22 protein-coding genes are annotated in these 25,998 nt (G+C 36.1%); 13 read left to right on the top strand and 9 right to left on the bottom strand.

Annotated elements, in window-relative coordinates:
* Positions 1-12 precede the first annotated feature (12 nt).
* Positions 13-1,200 (bottom strand): FAD-dependent oxidoreductase, encoded by a 1,188-nt coding sequence (locus tag LKL37_RS03225; protein WP_431609160.1) that lies wholly within the window; start codon positions 1,198-1,200, stop codon positions 13-15.
* A 685-nt stretch (positions 1,201-1,885) separates the two neighbouring features.
* Here LKL37_RS03225 and LKL37_RS03230 point away from each other — a divergent pair.
* From LKL37_RS03230 to LKL37_RS03250, 5 genes are all read left to right on the top strand, one after another.
* Positions 1,886-3,619: a sensor histidine kinase gene (locus LKL37_RS03230; protein WP_431609161.1), complete on the top strand. Its 1,734-nt coding sequence runs from the start codon at positions 1,886-1,888 to the stop codon at positions 3,617-3,619.
* Complete coding sequence (locus LKL37_RS03235) at positions 3,597-4,250, top strand: response regulator (protein ID WP_431609162.1); 654 nt, start codon at positions 3,597-3,599, stop codon at positions 4,248-4,250. Before LKL37_RS03230 ends, LKL37_RS03235 begins: the two co-directional genes overlap by 23 nt.
* A gap of 473 nt (positions 4,251-4,723) precedes the next feature.
* Positions 4,724-5,122, top strand: a complete 399-nt coding sequence (locus LKL37_RS03240; RefSeq protein ID WP_431609163.1) for an ACT domain-containing protein — start codon at positions 4,724-4,726, stop codon at positions 5,120-5,122.
* Positions 5,123-5,416: 294 nt separating this feature from the next.
* A complete protein-coding gene (locus LKL37_RS03245) occupies positions 5,417-5,668 on the top strand; it encodes a hypothetical protein (protein WP_431609164.1) in 252 nt (83 codons plus the stop codon).
* A gap of 180 nt (positions 5,669-5,848) precedes the next feature.
* A complete protein-coding gene (locus LKL37_RS03250) occupies positions 5,849-6,796 on the top strand; it encodes an alpha/beta fold hydrolase (protein ID WP_431609165.1) in 948 nt (315 codons plus the stop codon).
* Positions 6,797-6,866: 70 nt separating this feature from the next.
* On the opposite strand, the gene LKL37_RS03255 is transcribed toward LKL37_RS03250, so the two are convergent.
* Both LKL37_RS03255 and LKL37_RS03260 read right to left on the bottom strand, forming a co-directional pair.
* The gene (locus LKL37_RS03255) at positions 6,867-7,262 is read right to left on the bottom strand and encodes a VOC family protein (protein WP_431609166.1); all 396 of its coding nucleotides are present in this window, start codon (positions 7,260-7,262) and stop codon (positions 6,867-6,869) included.
* A gap of 98 nt (positions 7,263-7,360) precedes the next feature.
* Positions 7,361-8,047, bottom strand: a complete 687-nt coding sequence (locus LKL37_RS03260; protein WP_105704164.1) for a Crp/Fnr family transcriptional regulator — start codon at positions 8,045-8,047, stop codon at positions 7,361-7,363.
* 383 nt (positions 8,048-8,430) lie between these two features.
* Here LKL37_RS03260 and LKL37_RS03265 point away from each other — a divergent pair, with 383 nt between their 5' ends.
* The gene (locus LKL37_RS03265; RefSeq protein WP_431609167.1) at positions 8,431-9,156 is read left to right on the top strand and encodes a YoaK family protein; all 726 of its coding nucleotides are present in this window, start codon (positions 8,431-8,433) and stop codon (positions 9,154-9,156) included.
* Positions 9,157-9,206: 50 nt separating this feature from the next.
* Here the strand turns inward: LKL37_RS03265 and LKL37_RS03270 are convergent, their stop codons facing one another.
* From LKL37_RS03270 to LKL37_RS03280, 3 genes are all read right to left on the bottom strand, one after another.
* A complete protein-coding gene (locus tag LKL37_RS03270; protein WP_431609169.1) occupies positions 9,207-10,022 on the bottom strand; it encodes a DUF4249 domain-containing protein in 816 nt (271 codons plus the stop codon).
* Positions 10,023-10,025: 3 nt separating this feature from the next.
* On the bottom strand, positions 10,026-12,356 hold the full coding sequence (locus LKL37_RS03275; protein WP_431609170.1) for a TonB-dependent receptor: 2,331 nt from the start codon (positions 12,354-12,356) through the stop codon (positions 10,026-10,028).
* Positions 12,357-12,673: 317 nt separating this feature from the next.
* Complete coding sequence (locus tag LKL37_RS03280) at positions 12,674-13,657, bottom strand: helix-turn-helix domain-containing protein (RefSeq protein WP_431609171.1); 984 nt, start codon at positions 13,655-13,657, stop codon at positions 12,674-12,676.
* A gap of 207 nt (positions 13,658-13,864) precedes the next feature.
* Here LKL37_RS03280 and LKL37_RS03285 point away from each other — a divergent pair, with 207 nt between their 5' ends.
* The 7 genes from LKL37_RS03285 (at position 13,865) to LKL37_RS03315 (ending at position 22,262) form a co-directional block, all read left to right on the top strand.
* Positions 13,865-14,584: a DUF6796 family protein gene (locus tag LKL37_RS03285; protein WP_431609172.1), complete on the top strand. Its 720-nt coding sequence runs from the start codon at positions 13,865-13,867 to the stop codon at positions 14,582-14,584.
* Between the two features lie 158 nt (positions 14,585-14,742).
* Positions 14,743-15,345, top strand: coding sequence for a TlpA family protein disulfide reductase (locus LKL37_RS03290; RefSeq protein ID WP_431609173.1), 603 nt, complete (start codon positions 14,743-14,745; stop codon positions 15,343-15,345).
* Positions 15,346-15,380: 35 nt separating this feature from the next.
* The gene (locus tag LKL37_RS03295; RefSeq protein ID WP_431609174.1) at positions 15,381-15,944 is read left to right on the top strand and encodes a Crp/Fnr family transcriptional regulator; all 564 of its coding nucleotides are present in this window, start codon (positions 15,381-15,383) and stop codon (positions 15,942-15,944) included.
* A 100-nt stretch (positions 15,945-16,044) separates the two neighbouring features.
* A complete protein-coding gene (locus LKL37_RS03300) occupies positions 16,045-16,434 on the top strand; it encodes a RidA family protein (protein WP_431609175.1) in 390 nt (129 codons plus the stop codon).
* Between the two features lie 442 nt (positions 16,435-16,876).
* On the top strand, positions 16,877-17,635 hold the full coding sequence (locus LKL37_RS03305) for a hypothetical protein (RefSeq protein WP_431609176.1): 759 nt from the start codon (positions 16,877-16,879) through the stop codon (positions 17,633-17,635).
* A gap of 189 nt (positions 17,636-17,824) precedes the next feature.
* Positions 17,825-18,613, top strand: a complete 789-nt coding sequence (locus tag LKL37_RS03310; protein WP_431609177.1) for an SDR family oxidoreductase — start codon at positions 17,825-17,827, stop codon at positions 18,611-18,613.
* 166 nt (positions 18,614-18,779) lie between these two features.
* A complete protein-coding gene (locus tag LKL37_RS03315) occupies positions 18,780-22,262 on the top strand; it encodes a glycosyltransferase family 117 protein (protein ID WP_431609178.1) in 3,483 nt (1,160 codons plus the stop codon).
* Positions 22,263-22,536: 274 nt separating this feature from the next.
* Here LKL37_RS03315 and LKL37_RS03320 read toward each other — a convergent pair whose 3' ends face one another.
* From LKL37_RS03320 to LKL37_RS03330, 3 genes are read right to left on the bottom strand one after another with little or no spacing between them, the layout of a single operon-like run.
* The gene (locus tag LKL37_RS03320; RefSeq protein ID WP_431609179.1) at positions 22,537-24,780 is read right to left on the bottom strand and encodes a nitric-oxide reductase large subunit; all 2,244 of its coding nucleotides are present in this window, start codon (positions 24,778-24,780) and stop codon (positions 22,537-22,539) included.
* A 13-nt stretch (positions 24,781-24,793) separates the two neighbouring features.
* On the bottom strand, positions 24,794-25,519 hold the full coding sequence (gene ric / locus LKL37_RS03325) for an iron-sulfur cluster repair di-iron protein (RefSeq protein WP_431609180.1): 726 nt from the start codon (positions 25,517-25,519) through the stop codon (positions 24,794-24,796).
* Between the two features lie 43 nt (positions 25,520-25,562).
* On the bottom strand, positions 25,563-25,991 hold the full coding sequence (locus LKL37_RS03330) for a c-type cytochrome (protein ID WP_431609181.1): 429 nt from the start codon (positions 25,989-25,991) through the stop codon (positions 25,563-25,565).
* Between the last annotated feature and the right edge of the window lie 7 nt (positions 25,992-25,998).

The following is a 25,998-nucleotide window of genomic DNA, read 5'->3' on the forward strand; positions in this document are numbered from 1 at the left end:
GGTTGTATAATTTTAAAGTGCTAAGAAATATTTATATCCTAATTGGAAAGGAGTAATGTCAAAATCAGTGTGTCCGTCTAATGTAAGATCCGACATGATTTTACCTAAAAAAGGAGTGAATTTGGCGGCCCATCCTGTGGCATAGACCACAATGTTTTTATGGTTGGGTACATAAGAAGGCGCAAAATCAATCAGTAGTTCTTTATTGGGAATTGTGCTCAGTGCGATAAGACATGTTGAGGTATATTCCGGTTCGGTGCTCAGTCCGGTCATATGAGTCTGAACCCATTGGGAAGTATAAGCCAGTTCCTGAGGATTGGGAATCAAAGTCCGGTCATTGGGTTCATCTAAAGGTTTGATGACAAAATCCGGTGCTACACGGATGTATTGCGGATGATCCCATTCAACGGAAGGAAAGCCATAAAATTGGTTGCCGTTATCTCCTGCTGCATTCTGGAATACAAACCAGGTTGGATATTGTATTGTAGGATCGGTCTTTTTAAAATAGGCAGAAGACATATTCCAGTATGTGGCTTCTATTTTAAAATCAAGCAGGTTGATGACACTGTTGATATATGGCCCTGGAATAATAGCCAGTTTTTTCGCGATATAAATTCCATTGGGAGTGGTGAGCTCAAAAATTTCACCTTTTTGTTTGATTTCCAATACCGGAGAATCTTCTCTAAGTTCAACGGTTTCTTCTTTCTGACAAAGGCCTAAAAGGGTTTCAATAGTGGCTTTAAAATTAATGCTTGCACCATCGGGCTGAAATAAGCCTGTATAATTATCCGGAAGGTTTTTGAAATGATATTGTTCTTCAATTTCCTTTGATGTTAAGGTGGTATAAGGAACACCTAAAGCCTTTAAAGATTTTTCAGCTTCCGCAATATTACCTTCGGTGGAGTGTACTTCAGGATCTCCAAACCATAATGTTCCTACTTTGTCGAGCAATTGAGTATTTGTCTTTTTTTGCAGTTCATCCCAATAAGGCTGTGCATCCAAAGCCATTTGTACCATATATTCATCCGGATAGGGAATCCGGAACTGACGTGATACCCCTGCAGAACTGCCCAGCTGATTCACAAAGGTGTATTGCTCTAACACCAGAGTTTTAGCCTGGCGCTGACCGAGATGATAAGCTGTGGCCAGACCTATTGCTCCTCCGCCAATGACAATTACGTCGTAGTTTTCTGTAATCATAGGTTATTTTTTTATTTTTATAATCGTATTGAAGAGGCACAGAAAAAGTAAAGACAACTATATGAGGGAATGTACCACCATTACTGGTCTTTAATAATCTCTGAGCCTTAGCTATACGATAGGTTAAGTATAGAGACGAATCTGCCGGTACATGTGAATATTCTGGTTTCCCATTGAATATTATCACTATTAATAAAGCATTTCAAAGTAACAAAGAAGGGGGTATATATTCTTAGAGTGTAAATAACCAATTATTGTATTGAGTAGAAATACGGAATGGTAATAAAACCATATACAGCAGGGAGTTTCAATCTTTAAAAGGAGTGGAAAAAATAGATGGCTGTTTGTGATTCAGACATCATTTTGCGGGGTATCATTTAATATTTATAATAAAATAGACAGATGAGTAATATTTTACTGAGCATCAAGTTTTTGCAATTGATTTAAAAAAATGAGTTTACGTGAATAAAACTTAGTGCTAACAGAGCGTTTTCATATAAAATACAATTAATTTTTATGGGTTTTATCAAATATTCATTATTAGAAGAAGACAAAAATTACTTTAACTTTGCCAAATGAATGATATATAGCTATTGCAGAATTACTGAAAATAATGGTATATTGTTGAGAATTAATATCAAACTCACTTGTGGGGTATAAGAATTAATTTAACTGATAAACAAATATGAAAAATAAATTCTTAAATTTTAAATTGAGAAAAGTTGTTCATTATTCAATGATCCTTTGTATTTTATTGATACAGGTTATCATTGCCATATTTTTTTATAACGAATTTGTCAACGGGAAAAAGCTGAAATTTATTAAAGATCAGTTGGAGGAGAGCCGTGCACTGGGAGGATTGACGGACAATTCCCGGAAAGATTTTCTAGATGCACAGGATCATCTGCAAAAATATATGGCTACTCAGGATAATAATGATCTGCAGCTCTATTTTCAATCGTTGAGAAAGCTCAAAACCAATTTTGATAAGATTGGAGAATATGAAAATACAAGTCCAAGACTGAAAAAAAGTCTGGAAGCTCATCGCCAGGATTCACAGAAGACAGCAAAACTGGAGACACTGATAGATTCTGTATACAAGAATTCCCTGAACCCACCTTCAAATATTGAGGACAAACCATTTGAACCTGCAAAGTATAAAAATGATTTTGAAGATTTCAATATTCAGACACGTACCTATGCTGATACCGTTAAAAAGAAAGGCTTTTTTGGGCGTTTAAAAGATGCTGTAACGGGAAAAGTGGATGTTCAGAAGGAAAGTACGGTGATTACGATGACCAACAATAAAACCATAGATATTTCTCAGGTAAAGTCTAAAATGGACAACACCATAAAATCTATGGATAAACATTATGCTGCTGAAGTAAAGAAAATGCAGCAGCTTGCTGCTCAAAGCCAAAAGAAAAATTTACAGTTTTATAGTAATTTCAGTAAACTATTGGTGTACAGTAATGGGCTGATAGAGGTGTACGAAAATGCAATAAAAGACTTTAAAAAAGAGCTTGAAAGAGAGTACAACGAGCAAAGCTCCAATAATAACCAGATCAGAACGAATCTGGTATTGGGACTGATGATCCTGATGTTTATTGTATCCATCCTGATCATGTATTTTACAAGAATGGCATTTGTGTATGAGCAAAAACTGAATGCAGCCAATAAAGAGATTAAAAAGAATCTTAACTTCAAAAACAGAATTCTTGGAATGCTGAGCCATGACTTAAGGTCTCCGCTGAAAATTATCAATATTTTTATAGATAAGATCCACAGAACAACCAAGGATGAAACGATAAAGGATTATCTTAAATCTATAAAATTTACAAACAGTACTCTGCTTCTGCAGTCTAATCAGATTTTGGAATACACCAAAAATGAGAACGCCGAAAAAGAACTTATAAAATCGGCTTTCAATCTTAAGGAAGAGATCAGTTCTATTGTAAAAGTTATTACCCCTTATCTGGAAACCAGAAACAACAGATTTGTGGTAGCGGATAGAATTCCTGAGAATGTAGAAGTATTTTCAGATAATATCAGAATCAACCAGATTTTTATGAATATTCTCGGAAATGCCAACAAGTTTACAGAGAATGGGCAGATTGATCTTGTGATGAATACTGAGCCGGTGGCAGAAAATAAAATTTGCCTGATTACAACGGTAGGAGATACCGGAGTAGGAATATCAGAATCTGATCTTGGTAAAATTTTTGATCCTTATTATCAGGGCATGGTATCTGATGAAGTAGATAACCTGGGAGCCGGGCTGGGTCTTAACCTGGTAAAAGAAATTGTAGAGCTTTTTGATGGCAATATATCAGTTGAAAGTAAACTGCATAAAGGAACTAAAGTAACTTTCAGGATTAATTTAAATATTAACAATAATGGAAACACCAATTCAAAATAAAGAAATTATATTTCTTCTGGCAGACGATCACAGCATTGTACGCCAGGGAATGGAGATTGTCATCAGTGATATTGTCCCTGAGGCTCAAGTTTATCAGACTTCATCCCTGAATCAGGTACTGGAGATGATAGAATCAAAAGGAATAGAGATGGTGATCATTGATGCGCATTTCCCGGACGGAAACAGCCTGCATATTTTGCCTGATATGAAAAAGATTAATCCTGATATTAAAATTTTAGTTTTTACAGGACTTGAAGAAGAGCTGCATGGACTTAAATTTGTGAAAGCAGGTGCCAATGGCTATCTGAGCAAGCTGAGTGAAGAAGAAGAGGTAAGAGAAGCTATTACAGCTTTTATAGAGAAAGGTGAATATTTTTCTGAGCGTTTGAGGAATCTTATGGTGCAGTTGGTTCACAATCCGAATCTGATAAGCCCTCTTATGGGGTTAACCAAGCGAGAACTAGAAATAGCAGAGCTATATGCTGATGGATACGGAAACCTTGAAATTTCAAATGCCCTGAATATAAAACAAAATACAGTAAGCACAATCAAAAAAAATATCTTTGAAAAATTGAAGATAGAAAATATGGTTGAGCTGATTGAGCTTGTCAAAACGCACCATAAACTATAGAAATTCTTAGAAGATTTTACACTTCTTATCATCAAAATATTTTTTATAGATAAATATCGATATTCGAATCGAGATGTATCGATGGGTTTTATAGAAGATTTTATTCCGCAATGTCGTTCCTTTGTACTGTGAAATTTAAGTAATGAAAAAGCCAATGAGAAATAATGGTTTTCGATTTTAAAAATTTCATATAAACACAAATAATGATTATAGCTATTCAAATAATAAACGATAGTTATAAGAATGCAAATGATGGGAAAAAAACAATTGATGAAAAATTAGAAGTGTATGAATAACCCTTAAACAGGGCTTCTTAAAACCAAATTTTTTTAAAAAAACACAAACACATATAGTGAGGTTCAGTTGATAGGTTACAAGTACAACAAAAAGGAGGCAGTCTGCCTCCTTTTTTGTTTTTTATCATTTGATAAACAGATGCTGCAATCTATATCTTAGTTTTGCAACAAAAAAAGATGTCAGGAGAAAAAGATTTAAGCATTTTGATTCAGAATATGGAACCGGTATTAAATGATGGAGAATATGTATTCTGTACCGTTGAAAACCTGGGTGGAATACCGGATATAGAAAAGATTCTTTTTTTCTTTCGGGAAACTGAAGCGGTTACCATTGTTTTAGAAAAGGTTATTGCTGATAAATGGTCTTTGGAGTATAGTTATATTTCTTCCTGGATCACTCTGAATATTCACTCTTCTCTGGAAGCTGTAGGACTCACTGCAGCTTTTGCCAATGCATTGAAAAAAGAAAATATCAGTTGTAATGTAGTGGCAGCTTATTTCCATGACCATATTTTTATATCGAAAAAAGATGCTGAAAAAGCAATGGAAGCTCTTTATACTTTAAAAAATAATTGATGTAAGTGTACACCTTAAGTTTAATTTTTAACTTTATGGTTAAACTTAAGCCCATCTCTTTTAACTTTGAGTAATTCCGTTATGAAGAATTTTTTTATCCTTTTTTTTGCTGTAGTTTTTCAGGTGTGCCTGGGCCAGTCACTGATAGAACAAATAAAGTTTGATAATCTCGGTAATGATGACCAGACAAAAATTGAAAAAATCAACCAGTTATGACCCCAAAGTATAAAGCTAAGAGAACAGAACTGCAACGAATATGCAATGAAATATTATGGCTGTATCTTGGAATACAGAATGATATATTTATATAATAATGAACCAATCGCAGTGGATGAAGCCAAATTCAACCGGATTACTGCGATGAGATCGGATGGCACTGAAAAAACAAATAATTATATGACCAATACCAGAACCTATATTCTTAATTGGAATGATAAGAAATTTGTATCAAAGAGCGCTACAATCAGTGAAAATGGAATTTCGATGACAGATAATTTCTATCTGGATAAGGCTGAGATAGAGAGAATGATGAAAAAAACTAAATAATGATGAAAATGAAATGATTTGGTTATCTTGAAATTTTTAAGGCAGACCATAATCTCTCTCTTTTTCGGTTTTTGAATTGTCTAGTTAAACTGCCGAAATGTCCTGTTCCATATGTTTTTGAGTGTTTCGCCTGTTTTTGTATTTTATGTTTGCACCATAATCATACAAAAATAAACAACAATGAAAACAATCAGAAAAATCTCAGCCGTTAGCTTATTATGCTTAACTCTTTTTACAGTAGTGACAATGTCCTGCTCTGAAGAAAACGAGCCTCCCACGATGCAGGAGATACAAAACAGGAACCACCAAACTGCCAAAACCCAATTCATAACTGTTAAAGGAAATGCCATAGCATACCGTGTTTTAGGAAAAGAAGATGGAATTCCATTGGTATTGCTGCCAGGATTAGGTGGCTCAATGGATGATTGGGATCCTGCGGTGACAGATGGATTGGCAGAAAAATATAAGGTCATTATCTTCGACAATAAAGGAGTGGCCTCTTCAAAAGGAACTACCCCAAATACTGTTCAGGCAATGGCAGATGATGCAGTCGATTTTATCAAAGCACTGAATTTGAGTAAAGTTAATATCATGGGATTTTCCATGGGAGGTTTTATTGCCCAAAGAATTGTGCTAACGAATCCAGCATTGATTAATAAAGTAATATTAACGGGAACGGGTCCTCAAGGGGCAATCGGATTGTCTAACCTTCCTACTATTGTTGCAGGAACAGCAGGATTAAGCCCTGAGGCCTCCTTTCTGAAATTCGGCTTTACAGAATCTGCCCAAAGTGTTGCGGAGGGAAAAGCTTCTTATGCAAGAGTTCTGCTCCGTACAACAGATAGAGACCTTCCGTTAAGTGATGTTGCTTCCAATTCGCAATTTACAGCGGTATTGAGCTGGGCTCAACCTAATGCTGCTGCGCTTACCGAAATACATAAGATCAAAAATCCGGTACTGATTGTGCATGGTGAGAATGATCTTCCTGTATCTGTTCAGAATGCTAAAAATATGGCTCAGAATCTAGATCATGCGGAACTGGTAATTTTTCCGGATTCAGGACATGCTTCTTTTTATCAGTATCATAATGCTTTTGTAGAGAAAGCCATTGAGTTTCTAGGAAAATAAAATTTAAATAAAATGCATAAAAAAACCGCTGAATACTACAGCGGTTTCTATTTTTTACTGATGAAAGAGTTTAATTGAATTTGTTTACAGCTTCCACACTCACGGGAGTAAAAAAGTTAATCATATTTCCATCCGGATCACAGAACAGCAATGATCTGTTTCCCCAAGGCATTGTTGTAGGTTCCTGGATGATTTCTGACGTTATACTTTTAATTCTTTCATATTCTTCATCTACATTTTTAACCAAAAACTCAATGATTGTGGATTTTGTTCCTGCGAAATCTGTAAGGCCTTCCGAAAACATCTGCATCGTTCGGGTACTTCCAATAGCGATGGTGATAGAATCTGTAGAGAGCTCTGCAAAGTCTTCAGTGTACCATCTTGCGGTTATCCCTATAGTCTGTTCATAAAATTCTACGGCTGTCTTGATATCTTTGCTGATAATTCTTAATGAGGTAAGTTTCATGTTGTTTTATATTTATACAATTACATGACAAAAGTAGGATAGTGTTATGACAACAGCTTGTCAGTAGGAAAAAGAAGTTTTTAATTTCAATTGTTTTATTAATAAAAGTTGGCAATATGAATCAACCGCTTAAAGTCGGTGATTTGTATTTTCCGTCCTTCAGATCTGATCAGCTTTTCCTGCTTAAAATCATTGATGATGCGGGCTAAAGTTTCTCTGGCTGTTCCTACCATATTGGCAAGATCCACACGGGAAAGAGAAATAAATACTTCGTTATCAGGTGCATCATTTGATTTATATTTATCATGAAGAATCAGTAAACTGAGAGCAGCTCTTTCCCGGACTGTACGATGGGATAAAACGGCAATAAGGTTGGCCATTACACTGAATTCATGACTCAAAGATTTCAGCAATAACCTTGAAAGTACCGATGACTGGCTTAGGATATCCAGAAAACTGTCTTTTGAAATAAATGAGATGACAGAATTTTCAAGTGTTGAGGTGGTATCTCCATAAGATTCATTACTCAGAATGGCAGAATACCCAAAAAATTCACCGGAACTGTAAATGTAAATAATCTGCTCTCTTCCGTCATTATCAACCTTGTATTTCTTTATTCTGCCTTCATTAAGATAGTAAACGCCATTAGGTTTTGTTCCGTCAGTAAAGATGGGCTCATTTTTACGATAGTTCTTTGTTTTCATAGCTCCTGTAAGCAGATTCTTATCATATTCAGGCAGTTCATCAAAAAGATACTGATTATTAAAAATAAATTTTGAGATCATAATTTTTCTATACAGGCTATTGAATTTACGTTCAGTTTTTAACTTAAATCACATTTTAAGCGGATCTATATCACAAGCTTTTTTTTCTGAACGAATTACTTTTACAAAAATAATAAAATTGGTGCTGAAATAAGAAACAATAGATTTCTGAGGACTTTGTGAAAGCTGTTTTCATTTCATAAGAAGATCATTGTTTATTATGAAACATCAGGAATTTACGTTGAAAAAATGATATAGTAAATTAAAGAACACTGGGTAAATATTTAAGCGGACATGTTTTTCACGGCTTTATGCTGACATTTCTAATTTATTTTTTTTACTTATTTATTTTATCCAGCTGTTCTTTTTAAGTCCTAAAAATAGAACCCTTATAGAAAATTAAAATGTTCAGACACAGAGGGAAAAACAGAACCTACTTTCACAATCTTAAGCTTGCATCAGCACTTTCGTTTGTTGCAGGAATAGTGAATATTGTAGGGGTATTGTCTGTTAGAGTTCTTACAACCAATATAACGGGGCATTTTGCTTTCTTTTCTGAAGAGATTCTTCTCGATCATTACAGTGAAGCTTTTACATATTTTATCTTTATTATATGTTTTCTGGGAGGAGCATTCTGTTCAAGTTTTATGGTTGAATTTTCATCAGGACATAAAATGTTCCGGCCACATCTTATTCCTTTGGTTACCGAAATTCTGATATTAAGTTTTGTGGGAATAGCAGATAATAAGATATTGAAAATCTCAATATCTCCTTATACGATTGCCGGACTTTTGCTTTTTGCAATGGGGGCTCAGAATTCATTGGTAACAAGAGTTTCACAATCTGTGGTGAGAACTACTCATCTTACAGGATTATTTACTGATTTAGGAATAGAGCTTTCAAAACTTTTCTTTAAGGAAAGGGAAAATGAAAAGAGACAGCTTAAAAAGAATATTGCCTTGAAACTGGTGATTATTACCTGTTTTTTTTCAGGATGTATTCTTGGGGGCTTTGGCTATAGCATAATTCGTTTAAAAGTACTGATTGCGACTGCAGGAATACTTTTTTGTGTGATCAGATATGATAGGCTTCTGTACAGGTATTATGCTTTTAAAAGAAAATTAAGATAAGACAGAGAATAAAAAAGGATATTCCGTTAGTTGGAATATCCTTTTTAAATTTATGGAGTAACAGGCTGGATCACAAAAGTTTGCGTATCTGTTGTATGGGCTGAAAAATAGCCTAAAGCTCCGTTGCTGATATTACTTGGCGGATTTGCTGGAGTAGCGCTTCCTCCATTACCTCCTGAAATCTGAAGCAAAGAACTGTAATACGTGAATATATTATTGTCAATACACTGCATTTCTACATGAATTTTATCTCCTACTACCACTTCATGATCCCTGCCTTTATTATCATCATTAGGAAGAATAAGTGGCTGTTGATTGGCTAATCCGTTATTCACATTGTCCGAAAATGTATTCATATATTTTTTAGTAAGATCATTGATTGTAAAACTAAAAAGATAACGGTTACCCAACGGCATTGGATCTGTGAAAAGAGGTAAAAGGGTATACGTATTTTTATCTCCAAACTTGAAAGAGCTCTGTTCTAATCCCTCAAAATTAACCACAGCGGGCATCTTGCTCTGGGCAGTATATTGTTTTCCTTCAGATTGTACTTTTAAGGTATAGATTCTCCCAGGTTCTCCTGTAAATGCAGTAGTCTGATACATTCCGTTTCCTGTATATTGAAGCGTTTCCGTTTGTCCCGTATCATCACTTAAAATAACCTGGGCACCCGTTACAGCCGGATATTGATTGGGTTCTGAAAAACTGACCGATTTGGTGATTTTTACAGTATAAGGCCCCGGTTTGTTTGTTACGTTTCCTTCGATAACAATGTTTCCGCTTTGATCATTCAGATCCAACTCGATCTCTTTTTCACAAGAAGTTAATGCAAAGAGAGATAATATGATATAAAAAGTATTTTTCATGATTTAGAATTTGAAATTATAAGTGATGTTAGGTACCCAGCGGAACAAAGAAGTCTGCATGGCACGCGTTGTTCCGGGACGGTCAGGATTGTCTTCAAAATTAATGGTATAAGCATTTTCTCTACCATAAAGGTTATAAATACCAAATGTCCAGGAACCTCGGAATCGCTTATTGGAACTCGGTTCGTAAGTGGCACTCAGATCCATTCTGTGATAGGCTGGCATTCTGTCTGCATTTCTGTTGCTGTATTGGAATATGGTTTGGCCGTTCAGCTCATATTTTCCGGTAGGGAAGGTAACCGCATTTCCTGTACTGTACACGAATAATCCTGAAAAACTCCATTTAGGGTTAAGCTGGTAAGTGGCAACAATAGAAAGATCATGGGTTTTGTCCATTCTGGCATTATACCATTCATTATTATTAATTCCATTGATCTTTCTTTCCGTCTTAGAAAGAGTATAAGAAATCCAACCTGTCAGTTTTCCGCTTTTCTTTTTAGCAATTAGTTCCAGACCGTAGGCTCTTCCTTTTCCGAATAGCAGCTCACTTTCTACATCAGCTCCTGTATCAAAACCAATCTGAGCCCCGTTTTTGAAGTCGATTTGGTTTTTCATGTCTTTATAATAAATCTCAGCATTCAATTCATAATTATTATTGTTGAAATTTCTGCTGTACCCCAGACTGATCTGATCTGCAATTTCCGGTTTTACCGTATAGCTGCTTCCTATCCATTGGTCTGTAGGATTTCCACTGTTGCTGTTGCTTAAAAGGTGAAGATTCTGAGTGTTTCTGGAATAACCTCCTTTTACACTGCTGACTTCGTTGATACGGTAGTTGGCACTAATACGGGGTTCAATATTCACATAGGTTTTCCCGAATTTTCCTTTCTCTAAGAATTTACTATCGGTGAGTACACCATTTTCATAGGTGTTAAATGTGTCGCCTCCCAGTACGCTGAACATGGAAAGTCTTGCTCCATAATTAATTGTTAGCTTTTCTGTAGCTTTATAATCATCATTGATGTAAACCGCGTTTTCCCATGAATATCTCGGATTTCTTGCAAAGCTGCTCACCGTAGTACCGGAAGCACTGCTCGGAGTAAGAGTGTGATAAATAGACTGCAGACCAAAACGTACAGAGTGCTTGTTTCCTGCAAACCATGTAAAGTCCTGTTTAAGATTCCAGTCACGTATTTTTGAATTCAAATCAAATACAGTGTCATCATTTTTCAGACTGATTTTATAGTCATAATTACTGTAAATGAAAGATGTATTGGAGAATAACTTACTGCTGATAATACTGTTCCATCTCAATGTTGCTGTAGTATTTCCCCAGTCTGTATTGAAAGTATCTCCCAATCCAAGAACATCTCTTCCGAAATATCCGGAAAGGTAAATACGGTTGTTTTCATTGATCTGATAATTGGCTTTTAGATTCAGATCATAAAAATATAATTTGTTGTCTTTGTAATCTTTGTTGGTTTTAAGGAACAAATCGGCATAAGTTCTTCTTCCTGAAACAATGAATGAGGATTTCTCCTTCTGAATAGGTCCTTCCACACTTAGTCTGCTGCTGATAAGACCGATTCCTCCGTTGATGTTATAGTCTTTGTTGTTTCCGTCCTTCATTTTAACATCCAGGACAGAAGAAAGGCGTCCTCCATATTGTGCAGGGCTGTTTCCTTTAATAATGCTGGCATCTTTCAGGGCATCACTGTTGAATGTACTGAAAAAACCAAGAAGGTGAGATGCATTATAAACCGGAGCTTCATCCAGTAATATCAGGTTTTGGTCGGTAGCACCACCTCTTACACTGAATCCACTGCTTCCTTCACCATTGCTTTTGATACCTGGTAACAGCTGTATGGTTTTCATAACATCCTTTTCTCCGAAAAGAACAGGCAGTTTTTCTATGTTTTTAATGCTTAATGTTTCCGCTCCCATCTGAGCTGAGGTCAGGTTTTTGTCCTTTTTAATACCTGTTATCACTACCTCATCAATAGCTTTTGCTGTGGTTTCTGCAGGGAAAAGAGGAAGATCAAGTTTAATATTTTGATCTACTTTAATTTGCTGTTCAAAGTCCTGATATCCCGGATTGGAAATAATGATGGTATAATTGCCTTCGGGTAATGAAAGAGAATAAAACCCATATTCATTGGCTACAACGTTGATGGAGGGATCTTCACTTACTTTTACTGATACTCCGATCAATAGTTCTCCGTTTTTTTTGTCTTTCACGGTTCCGCTCACAGAATAGGTTTGTTGAGCCATTGCCAGGGTGCTGAAGCAGAGCGCAGCGGTGGCAGCGGTAATTTTTAAAAAGGATGTTTGCATTAGTTTATTTTAAAGTAGTAGATCTCTTTTATATGAATTAATATTTAATTGATGTACGATTAGTTAGATGAATAGGGGATTTGTTACACGTAACAATTTAATTATGAAATAAATCCATTAAAAAACAGGTTTTCGGGAATTTTAAAAGCAAGGATAAAATAAGACTGTTACATAAAAAATAATATTATGCATTGTATATTGATTTATTATTGTTTTTCAATTGATTTTGTTAAAGAACAAATTATTAACGATTATTAGTCAAATTTTATTATTATCAGGAAAAAATAAATAAATGAGGATTCCACAAGCTATAGCTTTTATCTGTTTCTGATTTTACTGGGCAGTATATTGAACTTACGTTTGAAGGCCGAAGAAAAATGTCTCGGATTTTTATAACCAATACTGTCTGAAATTTCACTGATGTTCAGATCACTGTTGAGAAGCATTTTTTTTGCCTGTTCCATTTTGATGTCGTTCCAGAATCCAAAAACGGTTGTTCCGAAAAGTTCCTTAAAGCTTTTCTTTAAAGTAAATTCATTTGTTCCCACAAGATGGGCAAGCTCAGTCAGAGAACTTTCTGACTTTAAATTATTCAGAATATATTCCCTTACAGCGTACATTTTTTCTATATCTTTTTTCTGAAGAGAAGAGGGTAAGAAGTCGTTATCAAAAAACTGTTCAAGCTGTAACAAAAGAAGCTCACTTACTTTAGCTTCAAGATAGATTCGTTTGAAAGTTCCTTTTCTGTTGGAATGTACAATATCATTCAGGATCTCATACATTACCGGTGTGATACGGTTATGCTCTGGCTTGATGAGTGATGAATTTTGTTTGTTGATCGAATTTCTAAACATTTCAAACAGTCCCGAATCCTCCGGTAGAAATTTTATAAAAAATTCCGGTGCCAGGTTAATTTCAAACAGATACATTTCCGGGCCTTCAAATTCCATCCTGCCTTCCATGTGATGGGCATAGATAATATTATGCTGACAGCTGTCAAATTCTACGGTTTTCTGAAAGTTTCCTGAAATGGCCTTACTTTTTCCTTTCAGGCTAAAATGCATTTCTACCGAATCAAAATCACTTTCAAGATAAAGCTGAAGCCGATTGGTCAATGATATATTTCCGAAACTGATATGAACATTAGCAAAACTTATTTCATGATAAAAACCATTTCCATAGGGAGGAGAGAGTTTGGTGATGCATTCCTGAATATTCCCGTCAGGTAAGAAATAAGGGACAGGATCATTCTTCTCCATCAGTATATTTCCTAAGTTTTCATCATACAGCCGTAATGTCATAGTGTTCCTTTTTTAGAATTTCCTTTTGACGGACTTTTTATTCCGTTTTACGTACCCTTTCTGTTGAATGTTTACAATAGTTTTGCACAAAGATAATTATTATTTAGAATTATTCTTAATAATAAGATAGGCTTTCTGTATTATTTAATTGAGAAAGTGTAGAGTAGAATTATGTAAAATTTATTGAAATTAATTATTTAAAAAATTATGAAATATTCAGGTAAAATAAACTGGTCTTTTGCTGCTGCAATAGCAGTATCAATATGTTGGATCATTGGTGATATTTATGTTGCAGGATTTGATCCGAATCCTGCAGATTATCCGTTGTTTTCAAAGACGTATGCTGATCAGGCAAATATTGAATTTGCCACTTTGATGTTGGAAGGTTCGGCTTCCAGATTGATGTTTGGTGCTTTGATTGGCGCTCTTACAGGCCCTTTACTACTTCCTGCCTCATGGCTTGTCTATCGGTTTTTTAGAGATGGTCAAAAATGGTATGCTGTTTTTGTTTATTGGGTGTTAATGGCTGGAGCGGTTTTATCTCCTTTGGGTCATGCCGGATTTTTTTACGTTGGGGAAATTTATAAAGCAGTTTATCATACGGATCCGGTTTCTCATCCTTATCTCTTAGAAACGGGAAGAGGTTTTATGAAAATGTTGAATATCGCCTGGGGATCCGCTATTGGTGTACTGGCTATTGGATGGATTTCCTTTGCAGTCTGCATCCTTTTAAATAAGACCATGCTGCCGAGATGGATGGCTTTGCTAACACCTTTTGTACTGACTTTGTTTATTATTCCAATAAAAAGTCTTTTGCCGCTTCCTTATTCCGGATGGGTTGGAGGAGCGATATTCAATATTGCATACTTGATATTTTTCAGCTCATTATTATTCATTTTCAGAAAAAAACTATTGAATGCGATATAGCTATTGAAAAAAATATTACCATGATAATAACTTGAAATAAATGAAGAGGAAGTCTTTAAATCTTAGAATTTAAAGGCTTTTTTGCTTTAAAAAATTGCTTATCTGGAATATTGATCGGAATATTAATCTTATATTGGCTAAGAATTAAGTGGAAGAATATGGAAAATCTGAAAACATGGCTAAAGAAGAATGGTTTTACCACAATATTGACCGTCTTATTCATTATCATATTGGTAAATAAAGATGCAAAGGCATGGCTGATGAGACAGGTTGCTTCCACGGGAATTCTCAATTCAAGCATATCTGAGCCAAAAGAATTACGAAATGCTTCAGCAAAAGTTACCTATGCCGGATTTATCCTGAAAAGTGAAGACGGAACCCTTATTGATTCCTCTGCTTTGCAAAATAAAGTTGTTTTTATTAACTTCTGGGCATCATGGTGTCCTCCATGCAGAGCAGAATTTCCGTCTGTCCAAAAACTGTATGATCACTACAAAAGCAACCCGGAAATGGTATTTCTTACCGTTAACCTTGATGATAATACTGCTCTTGGAAAAGCTTATTTAAAAGAAAAAGGCTTTACAGTTCCTTTCCTCGTTCCTGCCGGTAATATTCCTGGTACGCTTTACAATGGTTCATTACCTACAACAGTAGTATTGGATAAAAAAGGTGAAATTCGGCTGCATCATAAAGGGCTGGCAGATTACAGTAAAAGCTCATTTTGCACACAGATTGATGAACTGCTGAAACAAAAGCCTTAGTTTTTAAATAGTATTTTAGATCATGAGAAATTAATATGCTGAATCAGCTGCGAATACATATCGAGAAAATAATTCCGCTTAACGATGATGAATTTGAACTCATATCATCCTTCTTTACCTATAAAAAATATAAAAAACATCAGTTTTTAATTCAGGAAGGAGAGGCGGTGACTTATCATTATTTTGTATTGAAAGGTCTTCTGAAACTGGTTTATACAGATGAGACAGGAAAAGAACATATCATCGGTTTTGCTATGGAAGATTGGTGGGAGACTGATTTTCCTGCTTATTATCAACAAACTGCTGCAACCATGTCCCTCGAATGTGTGGAAGATACAGAAGTATTATGTCTTCAGCTGAATGATTATAGAAAACTCTGTGCACAACTTCCTAAACTGGAGCATTTCTTCCTTGAAAAAGCTTATATGGGATTTATTACTGCCCAGCAGCGTACTCTTTCAATGATGACAACCGGAATTAAAGAAAGGTATGACCAGCTTTTAAAAAAATATCCGTCTTTGGTTCAGCGGGTTCCGAAATCTCTTTTAGCTGCTTATTTAGGTGTGTCCAGAGAAACTCTGAGCCGATTGCCTCTATAAAATGTGATAATACTCACATCATAATCGTGATCCGGATCACGGGAATTTGTCATACCTGTTCTGCAATTTTGCACTGTAAACATATAGTAAATTCAATACAATGGAAAAAAGAACAGTTAATCCGTGGAAATGGCAGAATGAGAGAAGTTATTCTCAGGCTGTAGAAGTAAAAAATGTTGAAAGCACTTTATATTGCTCAGGACAGGCAGCTATTGATCCTGACGGAACATCCAGTGATAAAGATATGAAATCCCAGCTGGAACAGGCTATTGCCAATCTGGAAGAAATAATCATCTCAGCAGGTTATGAATGTAAAGGTATTGTCAGATTAAATATTTATACAACTTCTGCAGAAGAACTTTGGCCTTATTTCCCTATTCTTCAGGAGTGGATTGCTCAGCATGAAATTCAGCAGGCCTTAACTATGCTGGAAGTAAATGGTTTATTTGAAACATTAAAGGTTGAGCTCGAAGCTACCGTGGTGAAGTAATTCATAAGCAAAAATTAAAAACAGCCCTTCAATCACTTATTGAAGGGCTGTTTCTTTATTGAGTTGACTTATAAACATTCTGTTTTATTTATAATAAAGAGTTTTGTTCTGCTCTGAAGAACCAAATTTTTATATAAATACGGCAGTAGTGAATGTTTTAAATATTTAATAAATAGTAAATTATTTTAAATATAATTTACTATTTCATGTATGTTTGTGTTTATTTTTTAAAAAATAAATTATTATTTTTCATTTAAATTGTTCACTTGTTTGTGAAATTCACTATATTTGATTTAGTGACAGCGATTATATTAATTGAATTTTTAATGAAATAATCACTTTCATATTTCAGAAAAGTATTAAATATTAACTAAAAAGGAATTTATTATGAAACGTAAACTCGTCTATCTTTTACTTCTTTTGACAAGTAATTTTATTTTTTTTGAGTGCACAGGTAGGTATTAATACAACAAATCCACAAGGAGTATTTAATATTGATGGTGCAAAGGATAACCCCACTACTGGAATCCCTTCTGTAGCACAACAAGCCAATGACGTAGCAGTTACCGTTGGTGGAAATATGGGAATAGGAACCACGGTTCCGACGAATAAGCTCCATATCAACGGATCTAATCCATTACGGCTGCAGGGAGTGGGAGCAGGAAACAGTACTACGGATCCTCTGTTGGTGATTGATGCTAATGGAGTTGTAAAGAACATTGGTACATTAAGTTCTTTATCTATTCCTAGTCCGGCGGTTTTCCGATTAGAAACGTCTCAGACTAACTTTTTGCAGGCACAAGGAGCAGGAGGGTCGCAGGTGGTACCTATGACCAATATAAAGAATTCTATTCCGGGGATGAGCTATAATGCTGGTACAAGTACAATAACTTTTCCTGCCGGAACTTACCAGATTACATTTGTTTATGAAGCGCAGCACAACGCTACAGGATGTACAATCAGTTCCTATTTTGTAGATTTTCCTTTAGATGCTACAACTTCCAGAATTCATAATACAGCGTCACATTCGGAAGGTGCTCTTTCCAATCATGGAGGGACAATTACTTATGCCACTACACTTCCAGCTAACAGAAACTGGACAATCTCATTAGGAAGAGGCCAGTCTGGTAATTGTTCAGGGGCAGGAATGAATCTTTCCGCAACATCTACCCAGATACTTGTTTTCCGAATTGGAGATTAATCTGTTGAATGTTCCCAAACAAATAGTAATCATCCAAAGAAGATTCTAATAACACAAATACTAAAGCACTGGTTTATACCGGTGCTTTATTGTATTCAGGAAGTAGTTTCTGTAATATTTCAATCTGATTTTTTTTTAAGGGGAAGCTTTTCATACATTTATATCAATTAATCAATACTCATTATCAAGATGAATATTCAACTTTTTTCAAAAAATGCCTTAGTAGGAGGAGCTACACAGGGAATCGGAGCCGGAATTGCCATAGAACTGGCAAAATGTGGAGCCAATGTAACGGTGATGGCCCGCAATGAAACAAAACTTAAAGATTTCGTTTCTTCACTGCCTGTCATCCATGCTGATCAGAAACATGAATATCTGGTAGCTGACTTTTCTGATTTTGAAGGCTATAGAAAAATTATTGCAGGATATTTTAATAACCATTCAATAGATATTCTGGTGAACAATACAAATGGTCCAGAGCCAGGTTTGGCCATTGATAAAAATACAGATGATTATCAAAAAGCATTTGATCTTCTTTTTAAAACAGTTTGCGAAACAACACTACTGGCCTTGCCAAATATGATTAAACAGAAAAACGGGCGGATCATCAATGTTTCTTCTTTATCAGTAAAAGAACCGATCGGGAATCTGGCATTGTCCAATTCTATCCGTTCCGCAGTCATTGCGTGGGCAAAAACGCTTTCTAATGAAATTGCACAGCATAATATCACGGTAAATAATGTTTTAACAGGATATTTTGACACGGAACGAATTCAAAAACTGGTAGCTCATGAGTCTCAGCAAAGTGGTGCTCCGGAAGAAGAAATAAAAAGAACTAGGGAAAATAAAATTCCGATGAAAAGATTCGGGCAGCCTGAAGAATACGGTCATCTGGTAGCTTTTCTGGCTTCAGAATATTCAAATTATCTTACAGGAACAAGCATTCCTTTGGATGGTGGGTTGAATAATACATACTAAAATTCTACTATTTAAGAAGGCAGTAGGTATTTTTAAACCACAAAAGTTTTATTTTAAATATTTTAGAACGTTTAAAATGATTTGAAAGTCGTTTTATCTGAAATTTTAAACTTTCATGTAATAAACCCTTTTCCCCAATTGTCATATACATATTGGAAAATATTATATGAAAAATTGGTCTTTTAAAAAATGGAACACCGTACTGGGATGGTTCCTTTTCGCTATTGCACTTGTTACTTATCTTTCAACGATAGAACATTCTCTGAGTTTTTGGGACTGTGGAGAATACATCTCCTCCGCAGTGAAACTGGAAGTTACCCATGCTCCGGGCGCTGCTTTGTTTCAGATTTTGGGAGCGGTAGCGAGTATTTTTGCATTGGGAAATACAGAGAATTATGCTATTGTGATTAATGCCATGTCAGCATTATTCAGTGCCTTTACCATTCTGTTCCTGTTTTGGACAATTACCCATTTTTTAAGAAGGCTTTTACATAAAGATTTTGAAGAAATTACCAGTTCTCAGAAGGTTTCTATCCTTTTTTCCGGTGTAATCGGAGCTTTATGCTTTACATTTTCAGATACATTTTGGTTTTCAGCAGTAGAAGGAGAGGTATATTCTATGGCTTCTATGTTTATTGCTTTGCTGGTATGGCTTGTCTCCAAATGGGAAAACGAATCCAAAGCAGCTGACAGTGAGAGATGGATTATTCTTATTTTCTTCATCATAGGGCTTTCTGTAGGAGTGCATATGATGTGTATGCTGGCAATTCCGGCTATATGTCTTGTGTATTATGCCCGGAATTATACTTTTTCCTGGAAGAGTTTTATGACGGCTAATTTAGTTACGCTGGGAATTCTTGCATTTGTTTTCAAGATTATTTTCCCTTTGATTATGACGATCTTTGGAAAACTTGAAATTTTTTTCGTGAACGGGTTGGGGCTTCCTTTTCATTCAGGCACCATTGCTGCATTTATTCTTATGTCTGTAATAAGTTATCTGTTGATTAAATATGCCAGAAAAACCAAAAGAAAGGTATATCAGACCATAGTTTTATCTCTTGTGTATATGATCATTGGATTCTCATGCTGGTTGGTAATTCCGATCAGAGCGAACGCCAATCCTCCGATGAACCTTAATGATCCGGATACAGCTATCGGAATGAGAGATTATTATAACAGGGTGCAATACGGGGACTGGCCTACCATTTACGGGCAGAACTACACCGCATTTCTCGATAAAAACGGATTGGAAAAAGATGAAGATGGAAATTATAAAAAAGAGATCACAGGAGATATTTACGAAAAAGATGAAAAAACAGGAACTTACAGAAAGGCCGGAGAAAGATTCAACTATGTGTTTAATAAATCTCACATCAGCTTTATGCCGAGAATGTTCAATGAAGATAAAGAAGTGATGGCCAACTATATTTCTTTATACGGAGCTCCTGATTTTACCTTTAATTATGATAATGAAGAAGCAGCAAACAATCCGGAAGCCAAAAGAATTTTCGAAGAACTGAGAGCAAAATATGAAGGAGATTCCATTACTGCAGAAGATTATCTGAAGGTAAAGCCTTATGATATTATCAAGGTAAAACGTCCTTCTTTGGCTCAGAATATGGATTATTTTATCTCCTTTCAGAACGGATATTATTTTGTAAGATACCTGATGTGGAACTTTGTAGGAAGACAGAATGATCTTCAGGGACATATGGAAAATACCAATGGTAACTGGATCTCAGGTTTTTCTTTTATTGATAACGCATTACTGGGAGATCAGGATCATATGCCTGCTAAGTTTAAAAATGAAAGCACAGTAAAGTTTTTCTTTTTGCCATTGATCTTGGGTTTGATTGGTTTCTTTTTCCAGCTGAACAGAGATTTCGGGAGATTTTATGCAATACTTTCTCTGTTTATTCTGACAAGTATGGGGATTGTTTTCTATACCGGAGTAAAGCCGTTTGAAGTAAGGGAAAGAGATTATGCAATGGTGGGTTCATTTTATGCCTTTGCGATCTGGATAGGTTTGGGTGCGGGAGCAATATTTTGGATGATTCAGGCTAAGGTCAAATCCAATGCGGCTCAAATTGTTCTGGGAATAGTTTTACTTGGAATTCCTTTTATGATGGGGTTTCAGAATTATACTTCACACGACAGAAGCAAGAAGACGGCAGCCCGTGATTACGCCTATTCGTTCTTACGCTCGCTGCCTAAAAATGATATCATATTTATTTATGGTGATAATGATACTTTTCCGGTATGGGCGATTCAGGAAACGGAAAGATTCAGGGATGATGTTAAAACGGTCAACTTTACCCTTTTAGCCACTCCATGGAGTATTGATCAGGTAAAAAGAAGAACATATAATGCCATGGGAATTCCGGGAGAATTAACCCATGAAGAATACAGAGATGGTGTAAATGACGCAGTATATCTGATGACAAAACAAAATTGGGAACAGATTTTCCAAATGTTGAAAGAGCAGGGTGCACCAGACACGGCTTTTCAGGAGTTCAGAAAATATCTGACTCAGGATTCACTTACTTTAAAGGATGCTATGAAATTTCTGAAATTAAAATCACCCGAAAAAGATGAGCTGCTGAAAATGTATGTTGGAGAAAATTATGAAAAATACAATATTCTTCCGGTGAGCAAATTTATTCTTCCTGTAAATAAAGAAAATGCTGTAAAATCAGGTACTATTAATAAAGCTGACCTTCCCAAGGCTGTAGATCAGATTATGATTAATTACGAAGCGAATATGCTTTACAAAAGTAACCTGATGATGTTGGATATGCTGGCCAATTTTGATTGGAAACGTCCTATAAATTTCTCTTCAGGCGGAATGTATGACAGTGAAAATATTTTTTATCTGGATGACTATCTTCAGTTTGACGGTTTCAGCTATAGGCTGGTTCCTATCCATACCCCTCAGAGTCCAGATGGAGATAAGGGAAGAGTAGATGCCAATTCTCTTTATCAGGTGGTAAAAAACTTCAGATGGGGGAATTTTAAAGACCTGAGTATTTATTATGATGAAACAGCTACCTCTAATATTCTGGGCTACAGAATGTCTGCTACTAGAGCTGTATCTGCACTTGTGGTAAGCGGGCAGAAAGCTAAAGCACTGGAATTACTGGATCTTGCCACAAAAGAAATTCCCGTTGAGAAATACAACGATCCACGTTCATTAGGTGCAATGGTTACCGGATATATTGCTGCCGGACAGGAACAAAAAGGGCTTCAGCTGGCAGAAACACTTAAGAAAGGAATATTTGAAGAATATAATTACTATCAAAAACTTTCTCCTTCATTTAAAGCAATAGCCAAAAGGCAGATGAGATCAAAACCGATGGAATATGCAATCGTGGTTTCAGCTGTTACTGATGCTTACAAAACTTTGGGACAGAACGAAAAAGCGCATGCTTACATTTTAAAATCAATGGAACCAATTGATAAAAAGTTCAGTGTTTTTATAAAGGGACTTCAGCAGATGGGTAAAGAAAAGGCGGTAAAGGAAGCTGAAAATGTTCGTCAGATTGCTCCTTTTTATCAGTATTTATTCAATGTGATGGAGCCTTTTGATTCTACGTATTCCAGAAAAAAAGAACTTGAAATTACCAATGCGCTAATGAAAGTAACGCAGTAAATCTTAAATAAAAGCCTTTAAATTCGATATTTAAAGGCTTTTTTAATGTAAATGGAATCTTATTTTATAAGCGTAAAGAATTAAATGCTTGATTCTATATATTGAGGGAGCAAAGAGGTTTGATCAATTTTATTGATCATTTTTAGGCAAATGTATTATTATAATGCTTAATTCGCGACAAAGTCGCTTTCTTTGCACCCTTTAAAATTATAAGAATTACAGATGAAAAGCTTTATGTTTATAAAAAAGAATTTTGAGTTTTGAATAAAATATACTACCGTTTTTCCTTCAGTGACCAGCCAAATTTCAATCCAACGATAAAAATGACCAAAAGCAGTTCACCAGCAGTCAGCAAAATATCTCCTGGAACACGCATCCATCTTAAAAAATGCATGATATCTGTCTGCATGAATTCTGCAGAACGTGCATACCAATAACCTTCTTTTATGGATGCTACAGACTGCATTATCCCTATAGGAAGGAGACTGATGGTTACCATTACCAGCAATCCGATATTGATCATCCAGAAAGCCCAGCCTATTAATTTATCATTCCATTGTCGGTCTGGATAAAGCCCACGCAAAACAAACATCATTAATCCGATTCCCAGAATTCCATACACTCCGAATAAAGCAGCATGTCCGTGTACAGCTGTGGTATTCAGCCCCTGAATATAATACAATGCAATAGGAGGATTGATGGCAAATCCGAAGATTCCTGCACCAAGGAAATTCCAGAAACACATGGCAATGAAGCAGTAGATAGGCCATTTATAAGCCTGAATCCATGGGGTTGATTTGCTCAGCTGATAATTCTGGTACGCTTCGTAACCTATCAAAACAAGCGGTACGATTTCCAGAGCACTGAAAGTGGCTCCTAATGCCAGCACAGCCGTAGGCGTAGCACTGAAATACAAATGGTGGAATGTTCCCAAAATACCTCCGCCAAGAAAAATAATGGTAGAAAATAAAACGGCATTGGTAGCAGATTTCAGTCTTAATAATCCTAATCTTGTAAATAAAAATGCAGCCACTACAGTTGCGAATACTTCAAAAAAACCTTCTACCCAAAGGTGAACCACCCACCATCTCCAATATTCAGCAATTGCCATATGCGTTTGTCTTCCATACATTAATCCTGCACCATAAAATAATGCTATGGCAACAGATGAAAGCGTAAACAGTGTCAGTAAATGACGGTCTCCATCTTTACGTCTTAAAGCCGGAAGCAGTGCTCTGACCATTAAAACCAACCAAAGAATAAGTCCGATAAGCAGTAAGATCTGCCACACTCTTCCCAGTTCTACATATTCATAACCCTGATGCCCCCAAAGGAAATTATCTACCAGACCAAGCTTTTGCATCACGCCAAGCCATTGTCCGGTTAAAGATCCCAGCACAACAATCAGTAAGGCTCCAAATAATATATTGACTCCCAGTTTCTGATATTTTGGTTCATGTCCTGAAACCGCAGAAGCAATATAAAGTCCTGTTGCCAGCCATGAGGTAGCGATCCAGAATATCGCAAGCTGTACATGCCAGCTTCTGGAAACCGACTGTGGTAAAAACTGGTCCAAAGGAATCCCATAAAAACCGCTTCCTTCCACACCATAATGGGCGGTAACTACTCCGGCAAGCATTTGAACAAGGATTAGCAGTGCTACAACCCAAATATATTTTAAAGTGGCTTTCATAGAAGGCGTTGGTTTCATATTTCGCAGTGGATCTTCATGTGGAAGAGCCTCACTGATTTCTTCCTCTTTGTTTCTTGCATGGTAAAATACCAAAAGACCTACGCTCCCTAATAAAAGTAAAATACTGAAACCCGACCATAAATGCAATGAAGGAGGAGGTACATTTCCAACGGATTCATCATGCGGCCAGTTATTGGTATAAGTCACATCATCTCCCGGTCTTTCCGTGATACACACCCATGTGCTCCATGCAAAGAAAGCATTCATTTTGGCCATTCTTCCAGTATCTTTAATGGTATTCTCCGGGATAGCATACTGATCACGGAGTGTTGTCATGGAAGCATCATTCATGAATAATTTTGCATAATACTCTGAAAGCTGTTTCTGCACTTCAGCCCGTTCCGGAGAGAAAACAATTTCATTACTGCTTTCGTTAAAAGTATTGGTACGAAGTTCTTTTTTCAGCAATACCTGGTATTTGGCTTGCTCAACATCGTGAAGTTCTTTGTAAACTTTACCATCCTTTTTGGCCAGTTCATCAAGCAGCAGCATAGATTCGCGGTGAAGATAATCGGCCGTCCAGTCAGGAGCAATATAGGCACCATGCCCCCAGATACTTCCCACTGTTTGTCCGCCAATAGACTGCCAGACGTTCTGTCCGTCTTTAATGTCCTGTGCGGTAGCAATCACGGTTCCGTCTGTGCTTACTACTTTGTCCGGAATTGGCGGTATTTTTCTGTAAATTTCAGTTCCATAGAAGATCAATACAGCAAACGAAGCAACCATTACTACAGCAAGCCATATCCAAAGTTTTTTAGGTGTCATTCTGTATTAATTTTTAAGATTCAACAGCAAATTCTTTCTCCAGTCGGATGGCTTTTGGGAAAAGGATATTATTCTCGAGATGGATATGTTTATGTAAATCATTTTCAAAGTCCTGAAGCATGGCAAAAGCAACTTTATAGGTGTTGCAGGCATCTGCTGGCGGAAGATATTCATTGGTAATTTCTGCGATCCTTCTGAAACGATCACCTTCTATTGTATGATCATGTTCCATCATATGGACTGGGTTTTCAACTGTTCCAAAATGAGGTTGAGGAAGAGAACTGCCGGATATTTTAGCTTTCACCATATTCTTTACAAAAGGGAACAGGATTAGTTCTTCTTTTTTCATGTGAACAGCCAGATCGTGCGCCGATTCATTAAATAAAGAGGTGATCTCAAACAGTTCAGAGTGTCTGCCTCCATGTACTTTACAAAGCTTATCAAGGAATGCCTGTAAAATAGGCGTTTTTTCTTCTACATAGCGATGATGGGTTTTCTCAATATAATCTGTCAGAAGATCCAGAGGCCAGCTGTTGAAATCTATTGAGGAACCTTCATTTTTTGGAAGCGCTTCCAATTCTTCATAAATCTTTTCAGGAGCAAGCTTCTTATTGCTGCAAGCTTCTTCAATGGTTCTTCCGCCTTTACAGCAGAAATCAATACCATGTCTTTTAAAAATTGTGGCTGTTCTGAAATCTTCAGCAACCATATTTCCTATAAAATCTGTTCTTGTATTCATAATATAATACTTTTTTGTCTTTTATTATTTTAAATTTTTTTAATTACTTTTTGAGAGATAGAATATATTTTACCATCTTTTGGGCATTCTCCTTACTCAATCCTGTATGAGGAGTCATGGGAATTTCTCCCCAATTGCCTTTACCTCCGTCAATTATTTTTTGTGACAGTATATCAAGATCTGCGTCCGTATATTTTGCAGCAACTTCCTGGTAAGAAGGACCTATTAATTTTGAATCTATTTTATGGCAGGTAAGGCAGTCGGTTCCTTCTATTAATTTTAATCCTTCGTGTTTCGATGCATCTGTGGAAACCGGAATTTCAGGATCTTCTTCTACTGGCAGCGGCGGAGCAAGCTGTTGTTCGGAATAAGGTTCAGGCTGTGGGATAGGAGTCGTTTCCGTTTTGGAGCAGGACAGTAATAGAATTACTAAACTCAATGTGCATATGGTATTTAGAATAAATGCTTTCATAGTGGAT

It is taken from the genome of Chryseobacterium sp. 'Rf worker isolate 10', assembly GCF_050753305.1.
Classification (GTDB): Bacteria; Bacteroidota; Bacteroidia; order Flavobacteriales; family Weeksellaceae; genus Chryseobacterium.

Bases quoted from the DNA above. Each gene is read 5' to 3' on its own strand.
- LKL37_RS03225 (WP_431609160.1), bottom strand. From the start codon at position 1,200: ATGATTACAGAAAACTACGACGTAATTGTCATTGGCGGAGGAGCAATA.
- LKL37_RS03230 (WP_431609161.1), top strand. From the start codon at position 1,886: ATGAAAAATAAATTCTTAAATTTTAAATTGAGAAAAGTTGTTCATTAT.
- LKL37_RS03235 (WP_431609162.1), top strand. From the start codon at position 3,597: ATGGAAACACCAATTCAAAATAAAGAAATTATATTTCTTCTGGCAGAC.
- LKL37_RS03240 (WP_431609163.1), top strand. From the start codon at position 4,724: ATGTCAGGAGAAAAAGATTTAAGCATTTTGATTCAGAATATGGAACCG.
- LKL37_RS03245 (WP_431609164.1), top strand. From the start codon at position 5,417: ATGATATATTTATATAATAATGAACCAATCGCAGTGGATGAAGCCAAA.
- LKL37_RS03250 (WP_431609165.1), top strand. From the start codon at position 5,849: ATGAAAACAATCAGAAAAATCTCAGCCGTTAGCTTATTATGCTTAACT.
- LKL37_RS03255 (WP_431609166.1), bottom strand. From the start codon at position 7,262: ATGAAACTTACCTCATTAAGAATTATCAGCAAAGATATCAAGACAGCC.
- LKL37_RS03260 (WP_105704164.1), bottom strand. From the start codon at position 8,047: ATGATCTCAAAATTTATTTTTAATAATCAGTATCTTTTTGATGAACTG.
- LKL37_RS03265 (WP_431609167.1), top strand. From the start codon at position 8,431: ATGTTCAGACACAGAGGGAAAAACAGAACCTACTTTCACAATCTTAAG.
- LKL37_RS03270 (WP_431609169.1), bottom strand. From the start codon at position 10,022: ATGAAAAATACTTTTTATATCATATTATCTCTCTTTGCATTAACTTCT.
- LKL37_RS03275 (WP_431609170.1), bottom strand. From the start codon at position 12,356: ATGCAAACATCCTTTTTAAAAATTACCGCTGCCACCGCTGCGCTCTGC.
- LKL37_RS03280 (WP_431609171.1), bottom strand. From the start codon at position 13,657: ATGACATTACGGCTGTATGATGAAAACTTAGGAAATATACTGATGGAG.
- LKL37_RS03285 (WP_431609172.1), top strand. From the start codon at position 13,865: ATGAAATATTCAGGTAAAATAAACTGGTCTTTTGCTGCTGCAATAGCA.
- LKL37_RS03290 (WP_431609173.1), top strand. From the start codon at position 14,743: ATGGAAAATCTGAAAACATGGCTAAAGAAGAATGGTTTTACCACAATA.
- LKL37_RS03295 (WP_431609174.1), top strand. From the start codon at position 15,381: ATGCTGAATCAGCTGCGAATACATATCGAGAAAATAATTCCGCTTAAC.
- LKL37_RS03300 (WP_431609175.1), top strand. From the start codon at position 16,045: ATGGAAAAAAGAACAGTTAATCCGTGGAAATGGCAGAATGAGAGAAGT.
- LKL37_RS03310 (WP_431609177.1), top strand. From the start codon at position 17,825: ATGAATATTCAACTTTTTTCAAAAAATGCCTTAGTAGGAGGAGCTACA.
- LKL37_RS03315 (WP_431609178.1), top strand. From the start codon at position 18,780: ATGAAAAATTGGTCTTTTAAAAAATGGAACACCGTACTGGGATGGTTC.
- LKL37_RS03320 (WP_431609179.1), bottom strand. From the start codon at position 24,780: ATGACACCTAAAAAACTTTGGATATGGCTTGCTGTAGTAATGGTTGCT.
- ric (WP_431609180.1), bottom strand. From the start codon at position 25,519: ATGAATACAAGAACAGATTTTATAGGAAATATGGTTGCTGAAGATTTC.
- LKL37_RS03330 (WP_431609181.1), bottom strand. From the start codon at position 25,991: ATGAAAGCATTTATTCTAAATACCATATGCACATTGAGTTTAGTAATT.